Annotated in this window: 27 protein-coding genes; 19 read left to right on the top strand and 8 right to left on the bottom strand. The window is 70.9% G+C overall.

What is annotated here, in order from left to right; genetic code table 11:
• Window positions 1-45 precede the first annotated feature (45 nt).
• The 4 genes from msrB to JIX55_RS38020 form a co-directional block, all read right to left on the bottom strand.
• Window positions 46-453, bottom strand: a complete 408-nt coding sequence (gene msrB / locus JIX55_RS38035) for a peptide-methionine (R)-S-oxide reductase MsrB (RefSeq protein WP_257567759.1) — start codon at window positions 451-453, stop codon at window positions 46-48.
• A gap of 13 nt (window positions 454-466) precedes the next feature.
• Window positions 467-1,852, bottom strand: a complete 1,386-nt coding sequence (murC, locus tag JIX55_RS38030) for a UDP-N-acetylmuramate--L-alanine ligase (RefSeq protein WP_257567758.1) — start codon at window positions 1,850-1,852, stop codon at window positions 467-469.
• Window positions 1,853-2,077: 225 nt separating this feature from the next.
• Window positions 2,078-2,533: an indole-3-glycerol phosphate synthase gene (locus JIX55_RS38025; protein WP_257569612.1), complete on the bottom strand. Its 456-nt coding sequence runs from the start codon at window positions 2,531-2,533 to the stop codon at window positions 2,078-2,080.
• Between the two features lie 181 nt (window positions 2,534-2,714).
• Window positions 2,715-3,545 (bottom strand): pyrimidine reductase family protein, encoded by an 831-nt coding sequence (locus JIX55_RS38020; protein WP_257567757.1) that lies wholly within the window; start codon window positions 3,543-3,545, stop codon window positions 2,715-2,717.
• Between JIX55_RS38020 and zapE the strand changes: the two genes are divergently transcribed.
• The 12 genes from zapE (at window position 3,544) to JIX55_RS37955 (ending at window position 14,318) form a co-directional block, all read left to right on the top strand.
• A complete protein-coding gene (gene zapE, locus JIX55_RS38015; RefSeq protein ID WP_257567756.1) occupies window positions 3,544-4,689 on the top strand; it encodes a cell division protein ZapE in 1,146 nt (381 codons plus the stop codon). The two genes, JIX55_RS38020 and zapE, sit on opposite strands and share 2 nt — an antisense overlap.
• A gap of 717 nt (window positions 4,690-5,406) precedes the next feature.
• Entirely contained in the window at window positions 5,407-5,985 is a 579-nt protein-coding gene (locus tag JIX55_RS38005; RefSeq protein WP_257567754.1) for a carbonic anhydrase, read from the top strand.
• Between the two features lie 20 nt (window positions 5,986-6,005).
• On the top strand, window positions 6,006-7,517 hold the full coding sequence (locus JIX55_RS38000) for a SulP family inorganic anion transporter (RefSeq protein ID WP_257567753.1): 1,512 nt from the start codon (window positions 6,006-6,008) through the stop codon (window positions 7,515-7,517).
• Between the two features lie 368 nt (window positions 7,518-7,885).
• A complete protein-coding gene (locus tag JIX55_RS37995) occupies window positions 7,886-8,725 on the top strand; it encodes a slipin family protein (protein WP_257567752.1) in 840 nt (279 codons plus the stop codon).
• A 109-nt stretch (window positions 8,726-8,834) separates the two neighbouring features.
• On the top strand, window positions 8,835-10,220 hold the full coding sequence (locus JIX55_RS37990) for a PhoX family protein (protein ID WP_257567751.1): 1,386 nt from the start codon (window positions 8,835-8,837) through the stop codon (window positions 10,218-10,220).
• A gap of 138 nt (window positions 10,221-10,358) precedes the next feature.
• Window positions 10,359-11,162 (top strand): response regulator transcription factor, encoded by an 804-nt coding sequence (locus tag JIX55_RS37985; protein ID WP_257567750.1) that lies wholly within the window; start codon window positions 10,359-10,361, stop codon window positions 11,160-11,162.
• 26 nt (window positions 11,163-11,188) lie between these two features.
• On the top strand, window positions 11,189-11,572 hold the full coding sequence (locus JIX55_RS37980) for a peptidase inhibitor family I36 protein (RefSeq protein ID WP_257567749.1): 384 nt from the start codon (window positions 11,189-11,191) through the stop codon (window positions 11,570-11,572).
• Between the two features lie 11 nt (window positions 11,573-11,583).
• Entirely contained in the window at window positions 11,584-11,961 is a 378-nt protein-coding gene (locus JIX55_RS37975) for a hypothetical protein (protein ID WP_257567748.1), read from the top strand.
• Window positions 11,962-12,040: 79 nt separating this feature from the next.
• Window positions 12,041-12,580, top strand: a complete 540-nt coding sequence (locus tag JIX55_RS37970; protein WP_257567747.1) for a hypothetical protein — start codon at window positions 12,041-12,043, stop codon at window positions 12,578-12,580.
• 53 nt (window positions 12,581-12,633) lie between these two features.
• Window positions 12,634-13,011: a peptidase inhibitor family I36 protein gene (locus tag JIX55_RS37965; protein WP_257567746.1), complete on the top strand. Its 378-nt coding sequence runs from the start codon at window positions 12,634-12,636 to the stop codon at window positions 13,009-13,011.
• 216 nt (window positions 13,012-13,227) lie between these two features.
• Window positions 13,228-14,088, top strand: coding sequence for a polysaccharide deacetylase family protein (locus JIX55_RS37960; protein ID WP_257567745.1), 861 nt, complete (start codon window positions 13,228-13,230; stop codon window positions 14,086-14,088).
• Between the two features lie 35 nt (window positions 14,089-14,123).
• Window positions 14,124-14,318: a hypothetical protein gene (locus JIX55_RS37955; RefSeq protein WP_257567744.1), complete on the top strand. Its 195-nt coding sequence runs from the start codon at window positions 14,124-14,126 to the stop codon at window positions 14,316-14,318.
• Between the two features lie 12 nt (window positions 14,319-14,330).
• Here JIX55_RS37955 and JIX55_RS37950 read toward each other — a convergent pair whose 3' ends face one another.
• Together JIX55_RS37950 and JIX55_RS37945 are read right to left on the bottom strand one after the other, a co-directional pair.
• The gene (locus JIX55_RS37950) at window positions 14,331-15,002 is read right to left on the bottom strand and encodes an ABC transporter (protein ID WP_257567743.1); all 672 of its coding nucleotides are present in this window, start codon (window positions 15,000-15,002) and stop codon (window positions 14,331-14,333) included.
• Entirely contained in the window at window positions 15,002-15,955 is a 954-nt protein-coding gene (locus JIX55_RS37945) for an ABC transporter ATP-binding protein (RefSeq protein WP_257567742.1), read from the bottom strand. The genes JIX55_RS37950 and JIX55_RS37945 overlap by 1 nt, the downstream gene beginning before the upstream one ends.
• An 81-nt stretch (window positions 15,956-16,036) precedes the next feature.
• Here JIX55_RS37945 and JIX55_RS37940 point away from each other — a divergent pair, with 81 nt between their 5' ends.
• From JIX55_RS37940 to JIX55_RS37910, 7 genes are all read left to right on the top strand, one after another.
• Window positions 16,037-16,756: a peptidyl-tRNA hydrolase gene (locus JIX55_RS37940; RefSeq protein WP_257567741.1), complete on the top strand. Its 720-nt coding sequence runs from the start codon at window positions 16,037-16,039 to the stop codon at window positions 16,754-16,756.
• A 204-nt stretch (window positions 16,757-16,960) separates the two neighbouring features.
• Window positions 16,961-17,569: a DUF4142 domain-containing protein gene (locus tag JIX55_RS37935; RefSeq protein ID WP_257567740.1), complete on the top strand. Its 609-nt coding sequence runs from the start codon at window positions 16,961-16,963 to the stop codon at window positions 17,567-17,569.
• Window positions 17,570-17,692: 123 nt separating this feature from the next.
• Window positions 17,693-18,499, top strand: coding sequence for a DUF4142 domain-containing protein (locus JIX55_RS37930; protein ID WP_257567739.1), 807 nt, complete (start codon window positions 17,693-17,695; stop codon window positions 18,497-18,499).
• Between the two features lie 161 nt (window positions 18,500-18,660).
• Window positions 18,661-20,031, top strand: coding sequence for a DUF692 domain-containing protein (locus JIX55_RS37925; RefSeq protein WP_257567738.1), 1,371 nt, complete (start codon window positions 18,661-18,663; stop codon window positions 20,029-20,031).
• Between the two features lie 250 nt (window positions 20,032-20,281).
• Entirely contained in the window at window positions 20,282-21,085 is an 804-nt protein-coding gene (locus JIX55_RS37920) for a DUF4142 domain-containing protein (protein WP_257567737.1), read from the top strand.
• A 137-nt stretch (window positions 21,086-21,222) separates the two neighbouring features.
• Window positions 21,223-21,990: a TIGR04222 domain-containing membrane protein gene (locus JIX55_RS37915; protein WP_257567736.1), complete on the top strand. Its 768-nt coding sequence runs from the start codon at window positions 21,223-21,225 to the stop codon at window positions 21,988-21,990.
• Window positions 21,991-22,176: 186 nt separating this feature from the next.
• Window positions 22,177-23,778, top strand: coding sequence for an alpha/beta hydrolase (locus JIX55_RS37910; RefSeq protein WP_257567735.1), 1,602 nt, complete (start codon window positions 22,177-22,179; stop codon window positions 23,776-23,778).
• Between the two features lie 57 nt (window positions 23,779-23,835).
• Here JIX55_RS37910 and hemQ read toward each other — a convergent pair whose 3' ends face one another.
• Together hemQ and hemG are read right to left on the bottom strand one after the other, a co-directional pair.
• A complete protein-coding gene (gene hemQ, locus JIX55_RS37905; protein WP_257567734.1) occupies window positions 23,836-24,567 on the bottom strand; it encodes a hydrogen peroxide-dependent heme synthase in 732 nt (243 codons plus the stop codon).
• Between the two features lie 5 nt (window positions 24,568-24,572).
• On the bottom strand, window positions 24,573-26,027 hold the full coding sequence (hemG, locus tag JIX55_RS37900) for a protoporphyrinogen oxidase (RefSeq protein ID WP_257567733.1): 1,455 nt from the start codon (window positions 26,025-26,027) through the stop codon (window positions 24,573-24,575).
• Window positions 26,028-26,136 lie beyond the last annotated feature (109 nt).

Here is a 26,136-nt window from a genome sequence, read left to right as displayed (position 1 = left end):
CGAGCGACGACAGGTGAGAGGGCGTCAACGGCGACCGGTCCGGGGTCAGCCCTCGTCGGCGGTCAGCGTCAGCGAGATGCTGTTGATGCAGTACCGCTGGTCGGTGGGGGTCGCGTACCCCTCGCCCTCGAAGACGTGCCCGAGGTGCGAGCCGCACCGGGCGCACCGCACCTCGGTGCGCACCATTCCGTAGGACCGGTCGGAGAGCAGCTCCACCGCCGTGCTGTCCTTCGGGTCGTAGAAGGACGGCCAGCCGCAGTGCGACTCGAACTTCGTGTCGGAGGTGAAGAGTTCGGCACCGCAGGCGCGACAGGAGTAGACGCCCTTGGTCTTGCTGTCGGTGTACTCACCGGTGAAGGCGGGCTCCGTGCCGGCCTGCCGCAGCACGGCGTACTCGGCCGGCGTCAGCTCCGCGCGCCACTGCTCGTCCGGCTTCTCGACGTCGTACGACATGAGCGTCAGCCCCTCAGCTCGAAAGACGGTCCAGGATCTTCGGGCCCAGGTCCGTCACGTCACCCGCGCCCATGGTGAGAACGAGATCACCCGGCTTCGCCATTCCCGCGATCACGGCGGGCACCTGCGCCTTGTCGTGGAGGGCCGTGACGTCGGCGCCCGCGCTCCGGGCCGCTTCGATGATCAGCTCGCTCGTCACACCGGGGATCGGGTCCTCACGGGCCGGATAGATGTCGAGGACGACGGACGCGTCCGCCAGCGCCAGGGACTGCCCCATCTCGGTGCCCAGCTCCTGGGTGCGGGAGAACAGATGCGGCTGGAAGACCACCAGGATCCGCGCGTCCCCGGCGGCGGCCCGCATCGCCTCCAGGTCGGCGGTCATCTCGGTCGGGTGGTGCGCGTAGGAGTCGATCACCTGGACGCCCCCCGCCTCGCCCTTCAGCTGCAGCCGCCGCTTCACCCCGGTGTACGCCGCCAGCGCCGGAGCCAGCTCCGCCGCCGGAACCCCGAGCGCGACGCCCGCCGCCAGCGCGGCCACCGCGTTGTGCGCGTAGTGCCGCCCGGGCACGGACACCGTGAAGACGAGCTCCTGCCCGTCCAGCACCACCGTGACCTCGCTCTTCAGCCCCTGCGCCACGACCGACAGCACCCGTACATCGGCGTCCTCGCGCTCGCCGTACGTCACCACACGCACCCCGGACAGCCGGGAGGTCAGCTCACGCGCACCCGCTTGATCGGCCGAGATCACCAGCGTGCCGCCGGGCACGATCCTGCCCGCGAACGTCTCGAAGGACTCGTAAATCTCGTCCATGGACGCGTAGTTGGCGTGGTGGTCCAGCTCCACATTGAGCACGATCGCCACTTCGGGCGCGTACTTGTGGAAGCTCCGGTCACTCTCGTCCGCCTCGGCGACGAAGATCTCCCCGTCCCCGTGCAGCGCGTTCGACCCGGGCACGTCGAGGTCCCCGCCGATCGCGTACGACGGCTTCAGTCCCAGCTCGCCCAACGCCACCGCCAGCATGGACGTGGTCGTCGTCTTCCCGTGCGTCCCGGCCACCGCGACCGGCCGCAGCCCGTCCATCAGCCGCGCGAGCGCGTCCGACCGGTGCACCACGGGAATCCCCAGTTCAGCGGCGCGAGCCAGCTCGGGGTTGTCGGCCCGAATGGCCGACGACACGACCACACACGTGGCGTCGTCCGCGAGGTGCTCCCCCGCATGCCCGATGTGGACGGTCGCCCCCAGCGCCCGCAACGCCTCGGCCGTCTCCGACTCCTTGGCGTCACTCCCCGCCACCTTGGCCCCACGCTGGGCGAGAATCTTCGCGATCCCCGACATTCCGGCCCCACCGATCCCGATGAAGTGCGGCCGATCCATGGCGGTAGGCAGTCCGGGTGCCATGCGTGTTCTCCAAGCGACGGTACGAAGACGATCCACGCCTCACAGCAGGCGCGCCCCCACCCTATTGCCTGTGCAGCCACATGCATGGGGCCCCTTGTGGCTACGGGCCAAGGGCAGCGCCCGGGACGGCGGCGCAGCCGCCGAAGGGGGCGCGGGGAACCGCGCGACCAGCCACGACGAACCCGCAGCCGAGGAAAGCCCGGCAACCCCTACGGCGCCCCCGGCCTACACCCGACTGTGCGAGAACAGCTTCAACACCGGCACCCCCACCCTGTGCCGAGCCCGCGACGCCCAGTCCCGATGGAAGAACTCCTCCACATAGTGGGGATCGGTCAGCACCAGAACCTCATCCGCCTCGACCTCCTCCACCAAGGACTTCAGCGCATCCAGCGGATGATCCTCGATCAACCGCCCCTCCGCCGAACTCCCCGCTCCCCGCAACGCCTGCAACGACACCTCGAGCGCCCGCTCCCCCTCGTCCAGCGCCTGCTCCCCCTCCGGTGTCTCCCCCTCCCGCGCCGCCTCGTCCAGCTCACCGAGGGCGAGGTCGTCGATGGCCCGCAGCAACCGGTCGGCCTGATTGCCCCGCGGCTGGAGCAGCACATGGAAGGAGGCCGGCTCGTCGCCGTGCAGGGTCGTGACGAACTCGACGTCCGCGGACGTCAGGGCCTTCTCGATCATCAATACGCTCGTGAACGACACCACAGGCGCCCTTCTCCTCGGAGGGCCCCACGGGCCCTCACTCCTCAGGGTTCTAGTGTGCCCGGCGAAAGCCAACCGGAACGGTAGATTCCGCCCGCTTTCCCCTACGCCGGTTTCACGTACGCCGCTTTCACGTACGCCGCTTTCACGTACGCCGCTTTCACGTACGCCGGTAACGACCGAACAGGAACCCGGCCTCCTCCAGCAGCGACGCCAGCGCGAAGCGTTTGGGCACGGGCACCGAGGGGCCCCCGGCGATCCGCTGCGCGTCCCCCGCCGTGAGCATCGGCGACACGGTCAGGCACAGCTCGTCGAGGACATCGGCGGCGATCAGCTGGCCGAGGAGCCGGGGGCCGCCCTCGCTGAGCAGCCGGGTCAGCCCCAGGTCGGCGAGGGCCCGTACGGCCCGGGCGGGCTCGACACCCATGCCGTCCCCGGCGACCACCACCCGGACGCCGGCCTTCTCGGCGGTGGCGACCCGGTCGGGGGCAGCGGCGGCCCCGGTCAGCAGGATGGTGGGGACGGACGGCGAGGTGAACAGCGGCAGCGAGAAGTCCAGATCCAGACTGGCGCTCACCACCGCGACGGCGGGTGCGGATGTCTGTCCGGCCGCCCGGCGGGCCTCCGCGAACGCCTCACGGGCGCGTGCCGGACGGTAACCCTCCTGGCGCACCGTTTCCGCGCCGACGATCACCACGTCCGCGAGCCCCCGCAGCGTGCCGAAGATCCGCATGTCGGCGTCACTGGAGATCGGCTGCGAACGCCCGCCGTGCTGGGCCGCGCCGTCGAGCGTGGAGACCATGTTGGCCCGCAGCCAGGGCTCACGACCGCCCGGAGCGGGCTCGGGATAGGCGTACGCCGCCGCCAGCTCGTCGAGACTCCACTCCCGGTCGACGAGGTCCGACCCCTCGGCCGCGGCCGATGTCCGGGCCCCGCCCGCGTCCGGGGTCCGGGCCGCTGTCTCTTCGGTCACAGGGAACAGGCGTCGCATGTCGTGCAGTGTGGCACGGCCCTTAGACTCGGTAACCGTGTCGTCGTCCTCAACCACCGTGTCCGGAATCGGTCCGATACCCGAAGCGGCTCCCCTGTCCCTGTGCACCCGCGAGCCGCATGTCCCCGCGGACCGGCTCGTCGCCGAGATGGTGCCGCCGCCGCGTTTCGACTCGGTCCGCTTCGCCACGTACATCCCGGACCCGAACCAGCCCAGCCAGACGGAGGCCGTCCGCGTCCTGAGCGGCTTCGCGGCGGGTCTCGACGGGGCGCACACCACGGGCGCCGGCAAGCGCGGCCTCTTCGGCTTCGGACGGGCGAAGGCCCCCAAGGTCCCCGCCGGCCCTCGCGGCGTCTACCTGGACGGCGGCTACGGCGTCGGCAAGACCCACCTCCTCGCCTCCCTCTGGCACGCCACCCCGGCCGAACCGTCCCTCAAGGCCTTCGGCACCTTCGTGGAGCTGACGAACCTGGTCGGCGCGCTCGGCTTCCAGAAGACGGTCCAGACCCTCTCCGGGCACCGCCTGCTGTGCATCGACGAGTTCGAGCTGGACGACCCGGGCGACACCGTCCTGGTGTCGACCCTGCTCGGCAAGCTCGTCGACGCCGGCGTGGCGCTGGCCGCCACCTCGAACACACTGCCGGGCAAGCTCGGTGAGGGCCGCTTCGCGTCGGCCGACTTCCTGCGCGAGATCCAGGGCCTGTCCGCCCACTTCCGCGCCCTGCGCATCGACGGCGAGGACTACCGCCACCGCGGTCTGCCCGAGGCCCCGGCGCCGTTCTCCGACGAGGAGGTCACCAAGGCGGCGTACGCCACCGGGGGCGCCTCGCTCGACGACTTCCCGCACCTGCTGGACCACCTCGCGCGGGTCCACCCCAGCCGGTACGGCGCCCTCACGGACGGCCTGAAGGCGGTCTGCCTGACGGATGTGCAGCCGATCCCGGACCAGTCCACGGCCCTGCGGCTCGTGGTGCTCGCCGACCGGCTGTACGACCGCGAGGTGCCCGTGCTCGCCTCGGGGCTGCCCTTCGACCAGCTGTTCAGCGAGGAGATGCTGAAGGGCGGCTACCGAAAGAAGTACTTCCGCGCCATCTCCCGCCTCACCGCCCTCGCACGCGACGCCAAGCGACTCGTGGAGCACTGAGCCCACCGGCACCGTCCGTAGACCGCCTCACGAGAACTCCCCCAGGTCAAGGGTCGATTCCGGCCAACGTGACCTCGCTTTTCAGGCTCTCTTCAGCTCGCAACGTTAAGTTAACCCTGCAAACAACTTTGCAGGGTTAACGTGTTTCTTGACCAGCGGTTGACCATCGGTTGACCAAGTCGAGCAACTGTCGACGTGCGGGAGACACCGAGAACTGCCAGTGGGGAGGCTCATATTGCGAGGTACGACGACCCGGACCGTCTTTTCGGCCCTAGCCGCCGTCCTGCTCACCCTCACGTTCTTCACTCCCACGGCAACCTTCGCAGCAGCGCACACGCTTGGTCACGTCAAGGCCAAAGCCAAGCCCGGAAACACACTCGACACGAAGCCGGTGCATGACACAGCCGTCACCCACCGCGAGTGCACACCCTCACAGGACCCGACCGGCCCTGCCCGCACACGCGACCGGCACCGTGCAGTCACCCACACCGTTCCCGGGGCGCCCGTGCGTCCGTCGCTGGGGGAGAACCCGGCGGCCGCGAGCGAACCGGAACGGCCCTCGACCCGGTACCACCGGGCGTCGAGATCCTCCGCGGCCCACACCCCGGCCGCCCTTCAGGTCTTCCGCTGCTGATCCGCGGAGCCCGCCCCCCCCACACACTCTTGTCGTGCAAGCCCGACGCGCCACCGAGGCGCGCCAGGAGGAGTCACCACATCATGCAGCCCCTCATCGACAACGCCCGCACGTTCGGACAGCGCCCTGAGGAGTTCGCCAGGCTGGCCGAAGGCCAGTCCCCCGAGGTCCTGTTCATCACCTGCTCCGACTCACGGGTCGTCCCGGCCCTGATCACGGGCGCCCGCCCCGGCGAGCTCTTCGAGCTGCGCACCGCCGGCAACATCGTCCCCCCGTACAGCCCCGACCGCCCCACCGGTGAGACGGCCACCATCGAGTACGCCGTGGAGGTCCTCGGCGTCACCGACATCGTGGTCTGCGGACACTCGCACTGCGGCGCCGTCGGCGCCCTGGTGCGCGGCGACGACCTGACCGCCGTACCCGCCGTACGCGACTGGCTGACCAACGCGACTCCACGTCCCCAAGGGGCAGTTGAGGACCCAACGGTCGCGGACGGAGTCCAGAACCACGTCCTCAGCCAGCTCCTGCGGCTGCGCTCCTACCCCTGCGTGGAGAAGCGCCTCGCGGACGGCCGGCTGCGGCTGCGCGGCTGGTACTACGAGGTCCACACCGGTGCCGTGCGCGAACACCGCGCGGACACCGACAAGTTCGAGACCCTGTGAGCGGCGGCCAGGTGTCTGCGATGACTTCCAAGACCTCCCCCATGTCCAAGTTCCCCTACCTGCGCCAGGACTTCGGCGCCTCGCTCGTCGTGTTCCTGGTCGCGCTCCCGCTGTGCGTGGGCGTGGCCGTCGCCTCCGGCGTGCCGGCTGAACTCGGCCTGGTCACCGGCATCGTGGGCGGCATCGTCGCCGGTCTGATGCCCGGCAGCAGCCTGCAGGTCTCCGGTCCGGCGGCCGGTCTGACCGTGCTGGTCTTCGAGGCGGTGCGCCAGTTCGGGCTGCCCGCCCTCGGGGTGATCGTGCTCGCCGCCGGCCTGCTTCAACTCGCCATGGGCGCACTGAAGCTGGGCCGCTGGTTCCGCGCCATCTCCGTATCCGTCGTCGAGGGCATGCTCGCCGGCATCGGCCTCGTGATCATCGCGGGCCAGCTCTACGCGGCGGCCGGCCTGAAGGCCCCCGCCTCCGGCATCGGCAAGATCACGGGCCTGCCCGGGGCCTTCGTCGACGCCATGGGCAGCACCGCTGCACTCGCCTCCCTCGCGCTCGGCGCGGGCACCATCGCGGTGATGGTGCTGTGGAAGCGGCTGCCGAAGAAGGTCCAGATGGTCCCCGGCGCCCTCGCCGCGGTCGTCCTGGCCACCGTCGCCGGCCTGGCCTTCAGCCTGCCGGTGGCGAACGTCGAGGTGAAGGGCCTGCTGGACGCCGTCCAGCCCCCCGGACTCGACGCCTTCGGTCAGCTCGCGGACGTGGCGATCCTCGGCACGATTCTCGCCTTCACGCTCATCGCCTCCGCCGAGAGCCTGTTCAGCGCGGCGGCCGTGGACCGGATGCACGACGGTCCGCGCACCGAGTACGACAAGGAACTGATGGCCCAGGGCGTCGGCAACACGGTGTCCGGCCTGCTGGGCGCGCTGCCGATGACCGCGGTGATCGTCCGTAGTTCCGCCAACCTCCAGGCCGGCGCCAGGACGAAGGCGTCCCGGGTCCTGCACGGCGTCTGGCTGCTGCTCTTCGCGGCGCTGCTGCCGGGTGCCCTGGCCCTGATCCCGCTTCCCGCCCTGGCGGGCATCCTCGTCCACGCGGGCTGGAAGCTGATCCCGTTCCGGGAGATCGTCTCCCTGTGGCGGGCGCACCGGGGCGAGGCGCTGATCCTGGTGGCCACGGCCGTGGCGATCGTCGCGGTGAACATGTTCGAGGGCGTTCTGATCGGTCTGGCCCTCTCCGTGGCCAAGACCGCCTGGGAGGCCTCGCACATCAAGCTGGAGGTCATAGACAAGGGCGCCGGCCCGGTCCAGGCCTACCTCTCGGGCAACGCGACCTTCCTCCGCCTCCCGAAGATCCTGGACAACCTGGAGTCCCTCCCCCAGGACCGCCCCGTGGAACTCCACCTCACCGGCCTCCACCACCTCGACCACGCCTGCCGCACCGCCCTCGAGAACTGGGCGGCCCGCCACAGCGCGACGGGCACGGAACCGGTGAGGATGACGGTCCCGGAACCGGAACCGGAGAAGGCGACGTCGGGAACGTCCTGACCCTGCTGTAGGACCCTGGTGCCCCGGTCTCCGGACCGGGGCACCAGGCCTCCCAGCTGCCCTAGTCGCCTTAGCTGCCCTAGCTGCCCTAGCTGCCTAGCTGCCTAGCTGCCTAGCTGCGGGCAATCGTGCCGCTGGGGCGATGGGGGTACCTCCCGCTCGAGCGAAGCCGAGAGTGGGGGAGGGTGGGCGCAGCGGCACCCTGTCAGCGCCGGGAAGCGCCCCCGCCCGGCCACAGCCGCAGCCGCCGGGCACCCGCTCAACCCAGCTCCACCCTCCCCCGGCGGCATTCGACCAGCCCCCCACCTCCGTCATATCGTGGTATCCCCAGCGATACAGCGATACAGGACGGCTCAAAGGGGGTCGTCATGGTCCAAGAGCTAATCGTGGCCGCCACAGCGGTCGGCTCCGCCGCCCTCGTCTACGTCACGGCCGCAGCCCGAGTCGTCAAGCAGTACGAACGCGGCGTGGTCTTCCGCCTCGGCCGCCTGCGAGGCACCCCCCGAAACCCCGGCTTCACCATGGTCATCCCCGGCATCGACCACATCCGCAAGGTGAACATGCAGATCGTGACGATGCCCGTACCGGCCCAGGAGGGCATCACCCGCGACAACGTCACCGTGCGCGTCGACGCCGTCGTCTACTTCAAGGTCGTCGACGCCGCGAGCGCCCTGATCACGGTGGAGGACTACAAGTTCGCCGTCTCCCAGATGGCCCAGACCTCCCTCCGCTCGATCATCGGCAAGAGCGACCTCGACGACCTCCTCTCCAACCGGGAGAAGCTCAACCAGGGCCTGGAGCTGATGATCGACAGCCCCGCCGTCGGCTGGGGCGTCCAGGTCGACCGCGTGGAGATCAAGGACGTGTCCCTGCCGGAGACCATGAAGCGCTCCATGGCCCGCCAGGCCGAGGCCGACCGCGAACGCCGCGCCCGCATCATCAACGCGGACGCCGAGCTGCAGGCCTCCAAGAAACTGGCCGAGGCGGCGCAGCAGATGGCCGACACCCCCTCCGCCCTCCAACTCCGCCTGCTGCAAACGGTGGTGGCGGTGGCCGCCGAGAAGAACTCCACCCTCGTACTCCCCTTCCCGGTGGAACTCCTCAGGTTCCTGGAACGAGCACAGGCGGGCCCACCACCGGACACCGCTCCCCCGCAGCCCCACCAGCCTTCCCAGCCACCCCCTTCCCCGCTCCCTCCGACCGAGTGACACCCGGACGACTCCTCCGCCTCCCTCTACGCGCGTGGTTCACGCGGCCGTGACCGCGTGATACACACAGGCGGGTCACATCCTGTCCGCCAACAGGAAGGTCCGTCCCATGTCAGTGACCCGCCGTCAGGCCCTTGCCCGCACCGGTGCCCTGGGAGCAGGCATCGCGTTCACCGGAGCCCTGTCCGAACTCTTCGCGGGCACAGCGGCCGCGCAGAACGCCCTCGGCCACTCCGGCGGCTACGGCCCCCTGATCCCCGATCCGAACGGCCTGCTCGACCTGCCGAAAGGTTTCCGCTATCAGGTCCTGTCCCGCGAGGGCGACCCCCTCCGCTCCGGCGAGGGCCAGGTTCCCAGCAACCACGACGGCATGTCCGCCTTCCCCGGCAGACACGGCAGTGCTCGCGTCGTACACCTGGTCCGCAACCACGAGAACCGCCACAACGGCCGCATCCCGGTCCCCACGGTCAAGGGCCTGACCTACGACCCGATGGGCAAGGGCGGTTGTACGGCCCTGACCCTCGACTCCCGAAACAAGGTCCTCTCCGAACGCGTCGCCATCGCCGGCACCGCCGTCAACTGCGCGGGTGGGCCCACCCCTTGGGGCACCTGGCTGACCTGCGAGGAGACCGAGGACAAGGCCGGCACCAACGGCTACACCAAGGACCACGGCTTCATCTTCGAGGTGGACCCGACAAACCCGCAGCGCTCCGGAGCCGTGCCCCTCACCGCGATGGGCCGCTTCCAGCACGAGGCGATCGCCGTGGACCCGCGCCGAGGCGTCGTCTACGAGACGGAGGACGCCTTCGAGAAGCCCTTCGGCCTCTTCTACCGCTTCCTCCCCGACAAGCCGAAGGGCGGCCTGGGTTCACTCCGCGCGGGCGGCCACCTCCAGGCGATGCGCGTCCCGGGCGTAACCGACCTCTCCTCCATCCAGGAGACCGGCGCCTGCTTCGAACGGATCGAGTGGGTCGACGTCCCCGACCCCCTCGCCGCCCAAACCCCCATCCGTCACCAGGACTTCGGCGCCCAGGGCATCACCCACGCCCAGAAACTGGAGGGCTGCTACTGGGGCGGCCGCTGCGTCTACTTCGTCTCCTCCTTCGCCCACAGCGCGGAGGGCTCGGCCGCCGACCACTACGGCCAGATCTGGCGCTACGACCCCGATCACCACACCCTCACCCTCGTCATCGTCTTCGGCCCCGACACGGACATCCAGCTCCCCGGCGAGTCCCCCGACAACATCTGCCTCGCCCCCACCGGCGGTCTCATGGTCTGCGAGGACGGCAACGGCACCCAGCACGTCTACGGCGTCACCCGCCAGGGCCACGTCTACGCCATGGCCCGCAACGCCCAAAACATCGGCACCCCCACCGAGCCCGAATGGGGCGAATTCGCGGGGGTCACCTTCTCCCCCGACGGCGACACGATGTACGTCAACTGCTACGCACCGGGCACGACGTTCGCGGTGACGGGGCCGTGGCGTCGTACGTGACCTGAACCGAAAGGGTGGACGCCCACAAGGCGTCCACCCCGCCGTCCGTGCTTCCCGCGTAGATTTTTCTGTTCTTCTCCGGAGAGTCCTCCGACTCTCTTCTGAACCGTTGCGGCTTCACTGCCCGCCATGAACCACATGGGCACACCCCCCACTTCGGTGTCCAGCGGTGACAGGACGACGCGTGTCCTCGTCGCCCACGAGAAGCTCTCGCAGGCGCTGCTGCTGTACCGGCACTTACGCTCGGCGGGTATCCGTGTCGCGCTGCCCCGCCTCGGTGCGAGCGTTCCGACGTTGCGGCAGATACAGGAGCAGGCGCCCGACGCCGTGCTGCTGGCGGTCACCCGCACACGGGCGCGCTGGGACGCGGTCGCCCTGGCGCGCGCTCTGCGGCGGGAGCCGGCCCGGCCAGGCATCCTCTTCCTCACCGGGGACGACAGCGGCTCGTACCGGGCGGCGGATCTCAGCCTGGCGGACGACTACGTGCCCGAGGGGTGTCCCCCGGCCGAACTGGCCCTGCGGGTGGAGGTCTTACTCAGAAGGCGCTCCGCGCCGGGCTTCCCGGCACCTGTGCCATCAGGGCTCCGAGTGGTCCCGGAGAGTCGGCGGGTTCTTCTGCACGGGCGTGAAGTCGGGCTCACGGCAACGGAGTTCGACATCCTGCACCTCCTGGTGGAACAGGCGGGGAAGGTCGTGCCCAAGGGCGAGATCCTCGACCGCGTCTGGCACCACGACTTCAACGGCGAGTCCAACATCGTCGAGGCGTACATCTGCACCCTGCGCCGGAAGCTCGCCGACTCCGACCGGACGCTCATCAGCACCGTGCGCGGTGTGGGCTATCTGCTGGCCGCTCCCGAAGCCGCTCCGGAATCCCTTAATCCATTTTTAAGGATCACCGTTCCCGCTGCTGCTGAAGTGGTCATCGCAAGCCCAACGGCCTGACCAAAGGAGCAAGCAAGGTGAAGCCCATGCGAGCACTGACGGCTCTGACCGGCACCGCCGTCGCCGCGGCCGCCCTGGTCGCGGGTACGGCCGCGCCGTCCGCGGCGGCGGTGCGCGACTGCCCGGACTTCGGTGTCATCTGCGCCTTCAAGCACGTCAACTACGGCGGCACCCCGGTGTGGACCGAGAGCCGGCCCGGCTACTACAGCTTCACGGGCACCGTGCGAGCCACCACCTCGGTCGTCAACCGCACCGCGTACAAGGTCAGGATCGTCGGCGAGAACGAGTTCCTGGGGCTGTGCGTCGCACGCGGTCACGCCGTCCGCGATCTGCCGGACGGCTTCGACGACAAGCTCAGCGCCATCGAGATCAACCCGCCCGCCGACTCCACCTGCGACTACAACTACTGAGGCTGATGAACATGCGCGTACGCACGGCACTCGCCGGATTCACCGCCGCGGCCGGACTGGTCGGCCTCGCCTCGGCACCGGCCTCCGCCGCCCCCTACGACGACTGCCGGGGCCTCCAGCTGGCCTGCGTCTTCGAGCACCCGAACCACGGCGGCCTGGCCGTGTGGACCGGTGCCGAGGACGGCACCTACCGGATCAACTACCGCACCCGCACGACGGGGTCGAACGTGGTCAACGCGTCCGGCAGCTTCGTGCACGTCAAGGCGTACGGCGGCGGCCGGTCCTGCCACGTCTACCCCGGCCGCGAGGCCAACCTGCCCGGTGGCATCAACGACAACATCGGCCAGATCGTCATCACCAACTGGAACGGCGGCCTTCCGGCCTGCTGACGACGACACGCACATCGGCGCATATCAGCACACATCATCAACTTCAGCACACTTCGGCACACAACTCAGGAGACAGGAAATGAAGGTCACCACCCCCCGCGTCCTTCGCTCGCTCCTCGCCGGCGGCGTCCTCACCGGCGTCGCGCTGACCGGCCTCACGGTTCCCGCACAGGCGGCCGAGAGCGCGGCGGCCGACTGCAGCAGCTTCACCCGCGCGAAGGTGATCACCAAGCGCGAGATCCTCAACCCGGTCGTCAACGGCGAGCTGCGCAACCGTACGACGACGGAGCAGACACTCGTCATCGAGCGCTCGGTCAGCGACACGCGGACAACGAGCAAGGAGTACCGCGGCGACTGGAACCTCTTCAAGGCCGTGTTCACGGCGGGCGTCTCGCGCACGGTGACCGAGGAGCACACCACGAGCGGCATGCAGCAGGGCCGCATCACCGTCGCTCCCGGCCGCAGGGTCTCGGCCACCGGCTACATCCGCACCTGGCGCGTCGAGACCGAGGTCACCCGCCGCGACAGCAACTGCAACTACAGCACCCGCCGCGTCACCGGTGACGTGGCCACCACGGACTCCATGGTCTGGGACGCCCGCGACATCGGCGCCGCGTGACCCCACCCGCCCAGGACGAGACCACCGAACCCGCGCAACGGAGAACCGCCCCCATGAAGAAAAAGCTCGCGTACGCCCTCACCGCTCCGGTTGCCATGCTCATGGCAATAGGCTTCGGCGCCCCCGCCGCACAGGCCAAGGCCTCGGACTGCAAGGAGGCCCAGCTCTGCTTCTTCGCCGACCCGAACTTCGAGGGGAAGCGGCTGTACTGGTGGGACAACCAGCTCAAGCTGTCGACGAAGCTCAACATCACTTCGCACGAACCCTCGTGGACGGCCTCGTCGGTGATCAACAGAACGCCGTACTACGCCCACATCTGGAACGCCAAGGGCGAGCACCGCTGCCTGCCGCCCGGGTACAACTTCACGCACGTCGGTGACGCCTACAACGACAAGATCACCCACATCGGCCTCTACGTCGACTGGTGCTGACCCCGGCAGTCTGAGCACGCGTGTACGGCCCGGCGCCGTACACGCGTGCTCGATGGACAGTGCGTGTAACCGTTCGCGACTCTGGGTGAGTTGATCATGGCGAGATCCCGGCTCACCCACCGCTTCATCGCCCAGGCGGGTGACTTCGGGCCGGACTCCCTGTAAACAGGCAGCTAAACCGACAATCCGCACACCCCACCGCTTTACGTTCGTGCGGTGATCACCCCCGCACGAAGAGTCGCCGTGCTCTCCACGCTCTGCGCACTCGGCGCCGCCCTCGCCGCCTGTGGCACACCGCACGCCTCGACCCGCGTCGTCACCGCCACCGCCGACCCCTCGGCGGTGTCCTCGTCCCGTCCGCCCACGCTCGCGCCGGGCCCGACCGGGCTGACTCCGGTCTTCGAGCACGGCCTCCGTACCCGCACCGACAAGACCGTCGCGCTCACTTTCGACGCGGACATGACCGCCGATCAAGGGGACCGGGCGGCCGCGGGCGAACGGTTCGACAATCCGCAGTTGATCGCCGCGCTGCGGCATCTGAAGGTTCCGGCCACGGTGTTCATGACGGGGAGATGGGTCGAGGAGTACCCGATCCAGGCGCGGTCCATCGGGCGGGACCCCCTCTTCGAGGTCGCGAACCACTCGTACAGCCATTACGCCTTCACCGAGGAGTGCCACGGCCTGCGGACGATGGCGCCGGGGAACATGCGGGCGGACCTGGAGCGGGCGTACCGGGTGTTCCGTGAGGCGGGCGTCACGGACCCGATGCCGTACTTCCGGTTCCCCGGCGGCTGCTACGACAGGCACGCGCTGCGGAGGCTGAGCGCGTCCGGGGTGACGGCGGTGCAGTGGGACGTGGTGAGCGGGGACGCGTTCGCGACGGACGCGGACGAGGTGGCGCGGGACGTGCTGGAGGGGGTGCGGCCGGGGTCCGTGGTGGTCATGCACTGCACGCGGAGTGCCGCGCCGGTCACGGAGAGGGCCGTACGGAAGATCGTGCCGGAGCTTCGGGAGCGCGGTTTCCGGTTCGTGAAGGTGTCGGAGCTGGTCGGGGCGACAGCGGCGACGGCACCCTGAAGCCAGTCCCCGCACGGTCGCTCTACGCTGGACATATGAGCGACTACTGCGGCACCGAACCGACCACGGAACCGGACCCGACCGCAGCGCGGGCCACGGCCTCCGGTCCGCCCTTCGCCGACTGCGTGCTGTGCCAGAAGCCCACCGAGTACCCGGAGTCGTACAAGGGCATGACGCTGTGCCCGGTATGCGAGTGGCGGGAGGCCGAGCGGACGGCCTGTTCGGGCTGAGACGCGGCCCTCTCAGGCGGCGCGGCGGGTCGTCAGGGCGCAGGCCACGGCGGTGACGGCTGCCGTGAGCAGCCCGGCGGCGGCGAGGGGCAGCACCGGGACCGGGACGGTCGCGCGCTGGGAGCCGTCCACCAGGGAGCTGATCGCCGCGTTGGCCGGGGAACCCGAGATCACCAGGGCCAGCAGTGCGCCGAGGAGGAGCGCGGGGACGGCCCGGCCCGGTGAACGCAGCAGCGGCCAGTTCGTGAGCGCGCCCACGGCCGTGCCTAGCAGGGCGCAGACGAGGGCCGCGACGAGTCCGGCGAGGCCTGCGGGGACCGCCGCGATCCGGGTCTGGTGATCCGTGCTCGTCCAGTCGCTGATGACCGTGACGAGGAGGGTGGCCGCCGTGCCGAGAAACGCGGACGCCGCCAGCGCGGTCAACAGGCAGGCCAGATGCGCACGGCCCGGTCCGGCCGCCGCGCCCGTACAGCTGCGGGCCGCCGGCGGCTCGTTGGTGGCGCAGATCCGCACCAGCCAGGCGGCGACCGGCAGCAGCGCGGCGGACGACCAGCCGAGAGAGTCGAGCACCGGCTGCCCGCTCTGCACCCCGATGCCGAGGAACGCCGCGTACAGGATGACGGGCGGCAGCCAGCGCTGGGAGCGAAGCAGGAGCGCGGCCTGGTAACGGAGGAGTGCGGTCATCAGGAGCTTTCCACTTCCGGTTCTGCCGGTTCCGCCGGTTCCGCCGGCTCCGGTGAGTCAGTCTGTTCGGGCCCCGGGCCCACGCTCACCACATGCCAGGGCGGACGAGTGCCGAGCAACTCCCTGAGCAGCGCGTCCGATCGGGCCTCCGGGACGGTGAACCGGTGGGCGCCGTTGCCCGTCTCCTCCACAGCCGTAGCCAACCTTCGTACCTCCTCCGGAACTTGGGCACCCACTGGTCCCCTCGCCTCGACGACGGAGACGGAGACGGAGACGGAGACGGCTGCCGAGGAGTCGCCCGGCTCCAACCCCGAAGTCCCTTCCCCCGAACGGACGTTGAGCCCGCCCCCGACCACCGCGTACGTCGCGTCCGGCACCCCCGCCAGACGGCGCGGGTCGTGATCGACGAAGACGGCGGCGGCCCCGGCAACGGTCCGCTCGACGACCACGCGCTCCAACTCCTCGCGGGCGTCGGTGTCCAGGCCCGTCCACGCCTCGTCGAGGACGAGCAACTCGGGTTCGGCGAGCAGGGCCTGGGCCACGGCGACCTTCTGGCTGCTGCCCTTGGACAGCTCCGCCATCGGCGTACGGGCGTACTCGGCGGCCCCGAAGCGCTCCAGCCACTCGTCGGCGGCGCGGGCGGCTGCCGGGCGGTCCAGGCCGTGCACCGCGCCGAGGTGGGTGAGGTACTCGACGGCGGTGAACGGCAGCGCGGCGGGGAAGCGCTCGGGGACGTACGCCGTGCGCGGGCGCCCCGTCACCCGGCCCTCCGTGGGCGCGTCGATCCCAGCCAGGACGCGGAGCAGCGTCGACTTTCCGGTGCCGTTCGCACCCTCCACCCGGATCAGCGCGCCGGGGGCGACCTCCAGGTCGACGCCGCGCAGCACCCAGGAGCCACGGAAGCCGTAACGGCGGCCGACGCCCTCCAGGCTCAGCAGTAACTCACGTTCCATGCCCCCATCCTCGTACAACCGCCGTACGGCTGTGCGGGCGCCCACGCGAGGACGGTTCTTCCCGGCTGGCAGACTGGGCGGGTGAGCACCGGCGACCCGAACTCCCAGGACAGCCCGTTCCGGCACGAGCGGACCTCCCGCGACGAGGCACCGCAGTTCGTGCTGCCCCTGGTCGCGCGCATCGAGAAGGCCTCGCCCCCGGCACGTACCGACGCGTTGGAGACGGCGGCGCGGGCGGTGCTGGTGATGCTGAGCGACGCGCGGTCCTCGGGCGACGGAGAGTGGGCCGAGGCGATGCGGGACTGGCAGGACGCCCGGATCCGCAAGGTGGTGCGGCGGGCGCGCGGCGCGGAGTGGCGGCGGGCCGAGACGCTGCCCGGAATCACGGTGACGGGCAAGTCGGCCGAGGTGCGCGTCTTCCCGCCGGTCCCGCTCGACGGCTGGCCCAAGGACCTGGCCCGCCTCCAGGTCTCCGGCACGGACCTCGACGACCCGGAGCCGCCGGCCGGTCCCGACCCCGCCGCCCCGGTCCTGTGGCTGAACCCCGAGGTCGACATGTCGGCCGGCAAGGCCATGGCCCAGGCCGGCCACGGTGCCCAACTCGCCTGGTGGGACCTCTCCGACGCGGCCCGCACCGCCTGGCGCGACGCGGGCTTCCCGCTCGCCGTCCGCACGGCCGCCCCCGCCCACTGGCAGAGCCTCACCACCGCCGGTCTCCCCCTCGTCCGCGACGCGGGCTTCACGGAGATCGCCCCCGGCTCCTGCACGGTGGTCGCGGACCATCGCGCCCTGCGTGACTGAGGGCGGTCCGCTCCCCGGGCGACCGGGGAGCGGACCGCCCGGTAACCGGGGCCGTCACGGGCCGCGTTGAATCGTGTCCGCCTGAGCTGGAGGCGCTCAGCTCGTTCAAAGCTCGTTGAACAACTCCGCCGCCCCGTACGTATCTCCCTGCACTGGCCAAGTAACTGCCCCAACGACCAGTTGGCATCACCCGGGAGGATCACTTTGCGGCGTCTCAACGGCTCACTCATCGCCAGCCTGGCACTCGTCGTCACCGTCGGCGCACTGGCGTTCCCCGTATGGTCGTACGCCGACCGCTCGGGCACCGCTCAGGCCAACATGTCCGCCGGCATGGTGAACACCCAGTGGGGACCGCTGACGGCCGCCGACCGGGACCTGATCGTCCGTGTACGGCTGGCGGGACTGTGGGAGCTGCCCGCCGCCGAGCAGGCGATGCAGCGGTCGAGCAGCCCGGCCGTGAAGGAGGCGGCGGACCACCTGATCGTGGGCCACAAGGACCTCGACGAGCGGGTGCGGACCGTGGCGTCCCAGTTGGGCGTCGAGCTGCCGAACGTGCCGAACGCCCAGCAGCAGGGCTGGCTCCAGCAGATGAGCAACGCCACGGACGACCAGTACGACCGGGTGTGGGCCAACCTGCTGCGCTCCGCGCACGGCAAGATCTTCCCGACCATCGGGGCGGTCCGGAACGGCACCCAGAACACCCTGGTGCGCCAGCTGGCCTCGGACACGAACCAGACGGTGCTCGACCACATCACGTTCCTGGAGAAGACCGGCCAGGTCGACTTCGACGCGATCGCCAACGGCACGATCTGACGCGGCCGCGGCTCTCACCCCCGAGCGGCGGCCCAGGCCCCGACACCACACAGCGGTCACGTGCCGCACCCCCAGGCAACGTTCAGTCCCCAACTATCAGTTGGTTTCCTCCGGGAGGCTCATTTGCGACGCTCCAAGGGCTCTGTCCTCGTCGCCCTGGCGATCGCCGGCACGCTCACCGCGGTCGCCTACCCCGTGTTCTACTCGTACCCCAATCGCAACGCCACGGCCGCCGCGGCGCTCACCGGCGACACGGTGACCACGCAGTGGGGGCCGCTCACCCCCCTCGACCGCGACCTGCTCATCCGCGTGCGGCTGGCAGGTCTGTGGGAGCTGCCGGCCGGGCAGCAGGCGCTGGAGCGCAGCGGCAGCAAGTCCGTCAGAGAGGCCGCCGACCACCTGATCGTGGGCCACACCGACCTCGACAAGCGGTCACGGGTCATCGCCGCGAAGCTGGGCGTCGAGCTGCCGAACGTGCCGACCGCGGAGCAGCAGGGCTGGCTGGACCAGATGACCGCCTCCAAGACCGAGGCCGAGTACAACAAGACCTGGGCGAACCTGCTGCGGGCCGCCCACGGCAAGATCTTCCCGGTGATCGGCACCGTGCGGAACTCCACCCGCAACACGCTGATCCGCCAGTTGGCCTCCGACGCCAACCAGACCGTGCTGGACCACATCACGATCCTGGAGGGCACCGGCGAGGTCGACTTCGCGACCATCGCCAACAACTCGGTCAGCGGTACCGCCAGCCCCACCGGCCCGCCGCCGCCCAACCCCGGTCAGGTGCCGCCGGCCGCACCCCCCGCCGAGCCGTCCACCAACCCCCGCGTGAGCTCGGTTCCGTCACCGACCACACCCGGCCTGGTCCCCACCGGCCGTCCGGACCCGGAGGAGCTCAACGAGGACCAGGGCGTACCGCAGGTCCAGTAGAAAGCTCAAATGTTGCTCTGAAGGTCCCCTCCTCGGGGTTCGGCCCCGGCTGCCGGGGCCATGACACCGTCACGCCGGAACACAAGTCCGCCGTAAGGAGACGCGGCACGACGAGACACAGTCCTGGTGAAGCCGTGGCCGACGTGACCGAGGAGGGGACGATGGAGCAGATCGCACAGTTGGGGACGGGCATCGGCTGGCGGCCGGAGATCGCCGACGCCGTCGAGCGCATGGCGGGGCCGGCGGGCGGTGTCGACTGGGTCGAGGTTGTCGCCGAGAACGTCTGTCCCGGCCACATCCCCGAGTCGCTGCTCCGCCTGCGGGAGCGGGGCGTCACGGTCGTACCGCACGGCGTCTCCCTGGGTCTCGGCGGCGCCGACCGCCCCGACGAGCAGCGCCTGCGCTCCCTCGCCGAGCGCGCGGAGGCACTGGGCGCCCCCCTTGTCACAGAGCACATCGCCTTCGTACGGGCGGGGGGTGCCCTCACCGCGTCACCGCAACTGGAGGCCGGGCATCTGCTGCCGGTGCCGCGTACCCGGGACGCCCTGGACGTGCTGTGCGAGAACGTCCGCATCGCCCAGGACGCGCTGCCCGTGCCGCTCGCCCTGGAGAACATCGCGGCCCTCATCAACTGGCCGGGCGAGGAGATGACCGAGGGGCAGTTCCTGTACGACCTGGTCGACCGCACCGGGGTCCGGCTCCTCATCGACGTGGCGAACCTCCACACCAACCACGTCAACCGGGGCGAGGACCCCGCGAAGGCGCTCGACGAGCTGCCGGTCGAGGCCATCGCCTACGTCCACGTCGCGGGCGGCTTCGAGCGCGACGGCGTCTGGCACGACAGCCACGCCCACCCCGTCCCCCAGCAGGTCCTCGACGTCCTCGCCGACCTCGCCTCCCGCGTGACCCCGCCGGGCGTCCTCCTGGAGCGCGACGAGAACTTCCCGGAGCCGGGCGAACTGGAGCGGGAGCTGGGGGCGATCCGGGGAGTGCTGGAGAAGGCCGAGGTACGGATCCCCGACGAGCAGGCGCCCGCCGCGCATCCGGTCTCCGAGGAGCAGGCGCCCGCCGCCGATCCGCTCTCCGAGGAGCAGGCGCCCGTCGCGGAGGCCGAGCCCGCCGCCCGGCAGCGGCTCGGGCTCGCGCAGGCCGCGCTGCTGTCCGCCCTGGTCGCGGGGACACCGGTGCCCGAGGGGTTCGACCGGGTTCGGCTGGGTGTCCAGGGGCGGGCCCTCGCCGCCAAGCGGGCGGACGTCGTGGCGAAGGTGGCGCCGGAACTCCCGGAGATCCTCGGCTCGTCGTACCGGCCGGCCTTCGTGGCGTACGCGCAGGGCCACCCGATGACCGACGGCTACCGTCGGGACGCCCTCTCCTTCGCCGAACACGTGCTGCTGACGGGCCGCCCCGACGACGCGGACGTCCTCCGCGAGATGCGCCAATGGTGGCTGGAGCGCTCGGGCCCGGCCCCGCTCTCCCAGCGCCCGACGGCCCGGCTGGCCCGCGCGACCCGCAGGGTGCTGCTACGCCGTTGAGCCGGGGCGTTCACGCCCAGATGTGCTGCGATTAACAAACCCGTGCCCCGCACACGGGTTTGCCGTCGTTTTCGCCCCACTTCCCCACACCATGTCCACGGTTCCGCGTACCCCATCCAGCGCGCTTTGTCCCCTCCTCAACCGTTCCTCCTCCTACGGCACTTGGCGTAGACCGGGCAGTAACATGCCAGTCGAAGGCCCATCAGCACCCGTTGCGCACTAGCGTGCGGTGCCGCGAGCAGGAGGCACCATGCGAACCACCAACGGCAGAGGAGGACTGTTCAGTGGCACAGGACTCATCGTCGCCGGACTGACAGCGACACTCATCGCGCTGGTCTTCCCGATCTGGTCCTACGCGGACCGCTCAGGGACCGGCGCCGACGTGCTCAGCGCGTCCACCGTGACGACGGAGTACGGCCCGCTGTCCGGCCTGGACCGGGAGTTCATCACCAAGGTCAGGCTGGCGGGGCTGTGGGAGCTGCCCGCCGGACAGCAGGCCCAGACGAAGGGCACCACCGAGGCCGTACGGACCGCCGGGGACCATCTCATCGAGGGGCACACCTTCCTCGACGCCCGCGTCCGCAACGTCGCCGCGCGCCTCAGCCTGCCGCTGCCCAACCAGCCGACCGACCAGCAGAAGGCCTGGCTGGACACGCTGACGGCGGCGCAGGGCGAGGAGTACGACCGCGAGTTCGCCAACGTCCTGCGCCTGGCGCACGGCAAGGTGTTCTCCGTCGTCGCCCAGGTCCGCGCCACCACCCGCAACTCGCTGGTCCGCGATCTCGCCGACGACGCCAACACCACCGTCCTCGACCACATCAAGGTCCTGGAGGCCACCGGCCTCGTCGACTACGACGCGATCGCCCGCGACGCGGCCGCCGCGAGCACCCCGCCCATCACCAACTCCCCCGCCCCGCCGGGTCCGTTGATCGACCCCGGCTCCCCGGTCCCGGTGACCCCGTCCCCTTCGCCGCCCACCCCGTCCCCGGCGGAGTCGTCCCCGCGCTACACACTGCCGCCGGCCGCCAACGGGCCGGAGGGGGACGACACCTAGCCGACTGGAGGTCCGGCCCTCGCGGGGCCTGGCAATTGCGGGCCGTATCCGTGAACAAACGGACGAGACCGGGAAGCTTCCCTCCGGATTGCGGACATCGCGGGGCGTCGACCCGGGCCGGCGCATAGAAACGCGCCATGTTCTGGGTTCTCTTCCTACTGCCGGCCTGGGCCGTCGCCGGTGTGTCCTGTGCCCGACTGTGTCTGGCCTCGATGCGTGCGGCTACCGCCGACACGGACGTCCGCGCACATCACGCCCATCACTGCCACCGGCTCACGCTGTACGAGGCGGCGTTCCTGGCCGGCGGCCCCGCGCGCGTCGCCGACCTCACGCTCGTCTCCATGGCCCGCCAGCACCGGCTCCTCCTCGCCCACACCGGCTGGGCGACCGTCGTGGACCCGGACGGGCGCGACGAGATGGAACGCTCGGTCATCGGCGCGATAGGCCCCGGCGGGCAGTCCCGGATAGCGCCCGTACGGCGGACCGCCGCGGCCGCGGAGTCCGTACGACGCCTCTCCGACCGGCTCGTCGCGGCGGGGCTGGCCGTGCCGGACGCGACGCGGGCGAGTGTGGCCGACGCGGTCACGCAGGTGCGGGGCGCCGCGCTGGCCGTGTGCGGGTTGGGGACGCTGGCGTTGCTGCTGCCCTCCCAGGGGTTCGAGGAACGGCGTGTTCTGGTCACGTTGTGGTTCGCCCTGCCGCTGGTGCTGACCCTCGGCTGTCTTGTCATCGCGCAGGTCGAGGGGCAGCCGTACAGGCGGTGGGCCTCGCCTGCGGGGGTGCGGGTGTTGAAGGCCGCGGTCGGGCGGGACGGGGGCGACATCGCGGACCTCGTCTCCGTGGCCGTTCGGGGGGTGCGGGCGGTGGATTCCCCCGAGTTGCGGGCGGCGTTCGATCATCGGTAGCGCCGTAGGGGTTGTTGCCGTTGGTTCACCGCGGATTGTCCGTGACTGATCGCGCCCACGCGGCGGAGCCGCACATGCATGCAGCCCCGCCCCCCTGAAAAGCGACACTGGCGGACGGTGCTTTACATTCGCCCTCTTTCACGCCAAACATCCCTTTGTCGCTGTCGTGCTTCGGAGGGACTCTCGATGCGTGCTGCCGTTCTCTACGGGACCGTCGGGGCGGTGGTGCTGGGTTCCCTCGGCGCGGCGCCGGCCAGGAGTGACGCGAGGGGGGTGGCGGCAAAGGTCGCTGTCGTGGCGCAGCGGGCCGCCGAGGAGGGGATCCGGTTCGGGAAGTGTCCGGTGGCGGAGGGGCTGCCGGACGGGATTCAGTGCGGGACGGTCAAGGTGCCGCTCGACTACGCGCGGCCCGAGGGCAGGCAGATCTCGCTGACCGTCAGCCGGGTCGAGGCCAGGGGGAAGGACGCCAAGGGGAAGAAGGCCGAGCGGCAAGGGGCGCTCGTGTTCAATCCGGGCGGGCCCGGGGCCTCCGGGATGTTCTTTCCGCTCATCGGCTACGTCCCGCAGTGGAAGCGGGTCGCGGCCGCGTACGACCTCGTGGGGTACGCCCCGCGCGGAGTCGGGCGTTCGGCACCGCTGTCCTGTCAGGACCCGAAGCGGCTGTACCGGGGGCCCTCACCGGCGCCGACGTACCCGTCGGAGTCGTACAAGAAGGAGCGGATCGCGCGGGCGAAGGCGTACGCGCGTGGGTGTGCGCAGCGGGCCGGAAGCGCGCTGCGGCACTACCACTCCCTCAACAACGCCCGCGACCTGGACGTGCTGCGCGCCGCGCTCGGCGAGCACCGGCTGACGTTCATGGGGGCGTCGTACGGGACGTACCTCGGGGCGCTGTACGCGACGCTGTTCCCCTCACATGTGCGCCGGATGGTCTTCGACTCGGCGGTGAACCCGGATCCCGATCAGATCTGGTACCAGAACAATCTCGATCAGTCGGCGGCGTTCGAAGGGCGCTGGGCGGACTTCCGGGCCTGGGTCGCCAAGCACCACAAGGTGTACGGGCTGGGCGACACCCCGGAGAGGGTGCTGCGGAGCTACGAGCGGGCGGCGGCGCGGCTGGCCTCCCGGCCCGCCGGGGGCAAGGTGGGACCGGGGCAGTTGCAGAGCGCGTTCCTGCAGGCCGCGTACTACGACGACTACTGGCCGCAGCGTGCGCTGGCTCTCTCCGCGTATCTGAAGGGCGACCCGAAGCCGCTCGTCCAGATCGCCGGTCCGTACCCGGAGGCGGCCGTCGAGCAGGAGAACGCGGGCGCCGTCTACACGGCCGTCGAGTGCAACGACGGGCCCTGGCCGACGGAGTGGCGGGTCTGGGACCGCGACAACACGCGGCTCGCGCGTACCGCGCCCTTCGAGACGTGGGACAACGTCTGGACGAATCTGCCGTGCGCCTACTGGGGCGGGCCGCGTCAGCGGCCGCTGGATGTGCGCACGGGGCCGGGCGAGCTACCGCCGACGCTGATTCTGGCGGCCGAGCGGGATGCGGCCGCGCCGTACGACGGGGCGATCGAGCTGCATCGGCGGTTCTGGGGGTCGGTGCTGGTGACTGAACGGGATTCCGGGAACCACGGGATCGGGGGCGGGCCCAACGCATGCGTGAACGCGCACTTGGAGGCATACCTGCTGGAGGGCCGTCTCCCGGTGCGGCGCGCGGCATGCGCACCGCACCCGGAGCCGAAGCCGAGCGCTCCGCGGGTCGGGACCGTGGAGAAACCGCGGGTCGGTCGTGGTTGATCACGCCCGCGCGGCGGAGCCGCACGGGTGACGGCCCCGCGCCCCTTGCAGGGGCGCTTATGCCAGCCCTGCCACCAGTTCCGCGACCGACTTCCTGCGGCCCGTGTAGAACGGGACCTCCTCGCGGACGTGCATGCGGGCCTCGGAGGCGCGGAGGTGGCGCATGAGGTCGACGATGCGGTACAGCTCGTCGGCCTCGAAGGCCAGCATCCACTCGTAGTCGCCCAGGGAGAACGAGGCGACCGTGTTGGCGCGGACGTCCGGGAAGCCGCGGGCCATCTTGCCGTGGTCCGCGAGCATGCGGCGGCGGTCCTCGTCGGGCAGCAGGTACCAGTCGTAGGAGCGCACGAAGGGGTAGACGCTGACGTAGTCACGGGGCGTCTCGTCGGCGAGGAACGCCGGGATGTGCGAGCGGTTGAACTCGGCGGGGCGGTGCAGCGCCATGTTCGACCACACCGGGGTGAGCGCGCGGCCCAGCCTGGTGCGGCGGAAGAGGTTGTACGCCTCCTGGAGCTGGTCGCTGGTCTCGGCGTGCCACCAGATCATGAGGTCGGCGTCGGCGCGCAGGCCCGACACGTCGTACGTACCGCGGATGGTCACGTCCTTCGCGGCGAGCTGGTCGAACAGCTCCTGGACCTCGTCGGCGTAACCGGCGCGGTCCTCCGGCAGCACGTCCTTCAGCTTGAAGACGGACCACAGCGTGTAGCGGATGACCTCGTTGAGGTCCTTGGCCAGCTTGCCCTTGTTCGGGATGCGGCCGGACTCGGTGGTGGGGGCGTCGTCGCTCATGGTTCTTATTCTCCCGCTCCGCCGTGCGGGCTTCGCACCGGGTTGGCGGTCAGGTCATGCACAGCGCGCAGGTCACCGTGGATCTGGTCGACGGCGGCCGCCGCGCTCGCGATGCAGGCCGGGATGCCGACGCCGTCGTACGCCGCGCCGCAGACCGCGAGGCCCGGCAGCTTGCCGATGTGCTCGCGGACGCGGGCCACGCGCGCGTGGTGGCCGACCGGGTACTGGGGCAGGCCGTCGTCCCAGCGGGTGACGCGGGCTTCGAGCGGCGCGGCGGACAGACCGGTGGCCTCGCGCAGGTCGTTTCTCGACACCTGCACGAGGTGGGTGTCGTCGTGGTCCAGGATCGCCGTCTCGCCGTAACGGCCGACGGAGGTGCGCAGGATCAGCAGGTCGGGGTTCTGCTCGGCGATCCAGCCCCACTTCTGGGAGGCGAAGGTGGACGCCTTGATGGTGCGGCCGTCGACCGGCGGCACCAGGAAGCCGCTGCCCTCCGGAAGGGTGATGTCGGCGCGGCGGTAGGCGAGGGTGACCAGGGCCATGGAGGCGTACTCGACGGCGGCCAGTTCCGTGGCGGCCTCGGGGGCCTCGGCACGCAGCAGTTCGGCGGCGACCGGGGCGGGGACGGCCACGACGACGGCGTCGGCGTGCAGGACGCGGTCGCCGGTGACGACGCGCCAGCCACCGGGGGCCTCATGCCGCAGCTCCGTGACGGGCGTCCGGGTCAGGATCGCGGCGCCGCGCGCCCGCACCGACTCGGCGACCGCGAGCGGCAGTCCGCCCACTCCGCCCTCGATGCCCATGAAGACCGGGCCCGTCTGCTGGGCGGCGGCCGCGCGCTCCTGGATCCCCCGGACGGCCTCGGTGAGGGAGGTGTGCGTCCGGGCGGCCTGGAAGAGCTGCGGGACGGCCGAGCGCATCGAGATGCGGTACGCGTCGCCGGCGTAGACACCGCCGAGCAGGGGCTCCACCAGGCGGTCGACGACCTCGCGGCCGAGGCGGGCCGCCACGTACTCCCCTACCGCCACGTCGTCGCCCACCTCGGTGCGCGGCAGGTCGGCGTCACGCTCGATCCGGGCCAGCCCTTCGTCGGAGAGGACACCGGAGAGGGCGGACGCGGTGCCGGGGACGCCCATCACATGGCCCTTGGGCATGGGCCGCAGGGCGCCCCGCGTCCAGAGGGAGGCCGTGGCGGTGGCGGGCGGCTGGAGCCGGTCGGCGAGGCCGACCTCTCTCGCGAGGGCGACCGCCTCGGGGCGGCGCGCCAGCATCGACTCGGCGCCGAAGTCGACCCGCGCGCCCGCGATCTCGCCGGGCAGCAGCTTCCCGCCGACCCGGTCCGAGGCCTCCAGGACGGTCACTCTCGCACCCCGGTCCAGCAGTCCGTGCGCGGCGGCGAGCCCCGCGATCCCGGCCCCGATGACGACGACGTGCCCGGCGTCCGTACGTGATCCGCTCATGGATCCACCCTCTCAGATGTCACTGACAGTCATGGCGTCGGTCCCGCCGTCGGGACTTCCGTCCCTGTGGCCTCGCCGAGTCCCGACCGTGACCGCTTCGGGACCGGAT

The organism is Streptomyces sp. DSM 40750 (assembly GCF_024612035.1).
In the GTDB taxonomy this organism is placed as follows: domain Bacteria; phylum Actinomycetota; class Actinomycetes; order Streptomycetales; family Streptomycetaceae; genus Streptomyces.
This window is presented reverse-complemented; position numbering and strand designations above follow the sequence as displayed.

What these genes read in the sequence shown, in the direction of transcription:
- msrB (WP_257567759.1), bottom strand. Translation starts at nt 453, where the DNA reads ATGTCGTACGACGTCGAGAAGCCGGACGAGCAGTGGCGCGCGGAGCTG.
- murC (WP_257567758.1), bottom strand. Translation starts at nt 1,852, where the DNA reads ATGGCACCCGGACTGCCTACCGCCATGGATCGGCCGCACTTCATCGGG.
- JIX55_RS38025 (WP_257569612.1), bottom strand. Translation starts at nt 2,533, where the DNA reads ATGATCGAGAAGGCCCTGACGTCCGCGGACGTCGAGTTCGTCACGACC.
- zapE (WP_257567756.1), top strand. Translation starts at nt 3,544, where the DNA reads ATGTCGTGCAGTGTGGCACGGCCCTTAGACTCGGTAACCGTGTCGTCG.
- JIX55_RS38020 (WP_257567757.1), bottom strand. Translation starts at nt 3,545, where the DNA reads ATGCGACGCCTGTTCCCTGTGACCGAAGAGACAGCGGCCCGGACCCCG.
- JIX55_RS38005 (WP_257567754.1), top strand. Translation starts at nt 5,407, where the DNA reads ATGCAGCCCCTCATCGACAACGCCCGCACGTTCGGACAGCGCCCTGAG.
- JIX55_RS38000 (WP_257567753.1), top strand. Translation starts at nt 6,006, where the DNA reads ATGACTTCCAAGACCTCCCCCATGTCCAAGTTCCCCTACCTGCGCCAG.
- JIX55_RS37995 (WP_257567752.1), top strand. Translation starts at nt 7,886, where the DNA reads ATGGTCCAAGAGCTAATCGTGGCCGCCACAGCGGTCGGCTCCGCCGCC.
- JIX55_RS37990 (WP_257567751.1), top strand. Translation starts at nt 8,835, where the DNA reads ATGTCAGTGACCCGCCGTCAGGCCCTTGCCCGCACCGGTGCCCTGGGA.
- JIX55_RS37985 (WP_257567750.1), top strand. Translation starts at nt 10,359, where the DNA reads ATGGGCACACCCCCCACTTCGGTGTCCAGCGGTGACAGGACGACGCGT.
- JIX55_RS37980 (WP_257567749.1), top strand. Translation starts at nt 11,189, where the DNA reads ATGCGAGCACTGACGGCTCTGACCGGCACCGCCGTCGCCGCGGCCGCC.
- JIX55_RS37975 (WP_257567748.1), top strand. Translation starts at nt 11,584, where the DNA reads ATGCGCGTACGCACGGCACTCGCCGGATTCACCGCCGCGGCCGGACTG.
- JIX55_RS37970 (WP_257567747.1), top strand. Translation starts at nt 12,041, where the DNA reads ATGAAGGTCACCACCCCCCGCGTCCTTCGCTCGCTCCTCGCCGGCGGC.
- JIX55_RS37965 (WP_257567746.1), top strand. Translation starts at nt 12,634, where the DNA reads ATGAAGAAAAAGCTCGCGTACGCCCTCACCGCTCCGGTTGCCATGCTC.
- JIX55_RS37955 (WP_257567744.1), top strand. Translation starts at nt 14,124, where the DNA reads ATGAGCGACTACTGCGGCACCGAACCGACCACGGAACCGGACCCGACC.
- JIX55_RS37950 (WP_257567743.1), bottom strand. Translation starts at nt 15,002, where the DNA reads ATGACCGCACTCCTCCGTTACCAGGCCGCGCTCCTGCTTCGCTCCCAG.
- JIX55_RS37945 (WP_257567742.1), bottom strand. Translation starts at nt 15,955, where the DNA reads ATGGAACGTGAGTTACTGCTGAGCCTGGAGGGCGTCGGCCGCCGTTAC.
- JIX55_RS37925 (WP_257567738.1), top strand. Translation starts at nt 18,661, where the DNA reads ATGGAGCAGATCGCACAGTTGGGGACGGGCATCGGCTGGCGGCCGGAG.
- JIX55_RS37920 (WP_257567737.1), top strand. Translation starts at nt 20,282, where the DNA reads ATGCGAACCACCAACGGCAGAGGAGGACTGTTCAGTGGCACAGGACTC.
- JIX55_RS37915 (WP_257567736.1), top strand. Translation starts at nt 21,223, where the DNA reads ATGTTCTGGGTTCTCTTCCTACTGCCGGCCTGGGCCGTCGCCGGTGTG.
- JIX55_RS37910 (WP_257567735.1), top strand. Translation starts at nt 22,177, where the DNA reads ATGCGTGCTGCCGTTCTCTACGGGACCGTCGGGGCGGTGGTGCTGGGT.
- hemQ (WP_257567734.1), bottom strand. Translation starts at nt 24,567, where the DNA reads ATGAGCGACGACGCCCCCACCACCGAGTCCGGCCGCATCCCGAACAAG.
- hemG (WP_257567733.1), bottom strand. Translation starts at nt 26,027, where the DNA reads ATGAGCGGATCACGTACGGACGCCGGGCACGTCGTCGTCATCGGGGCC.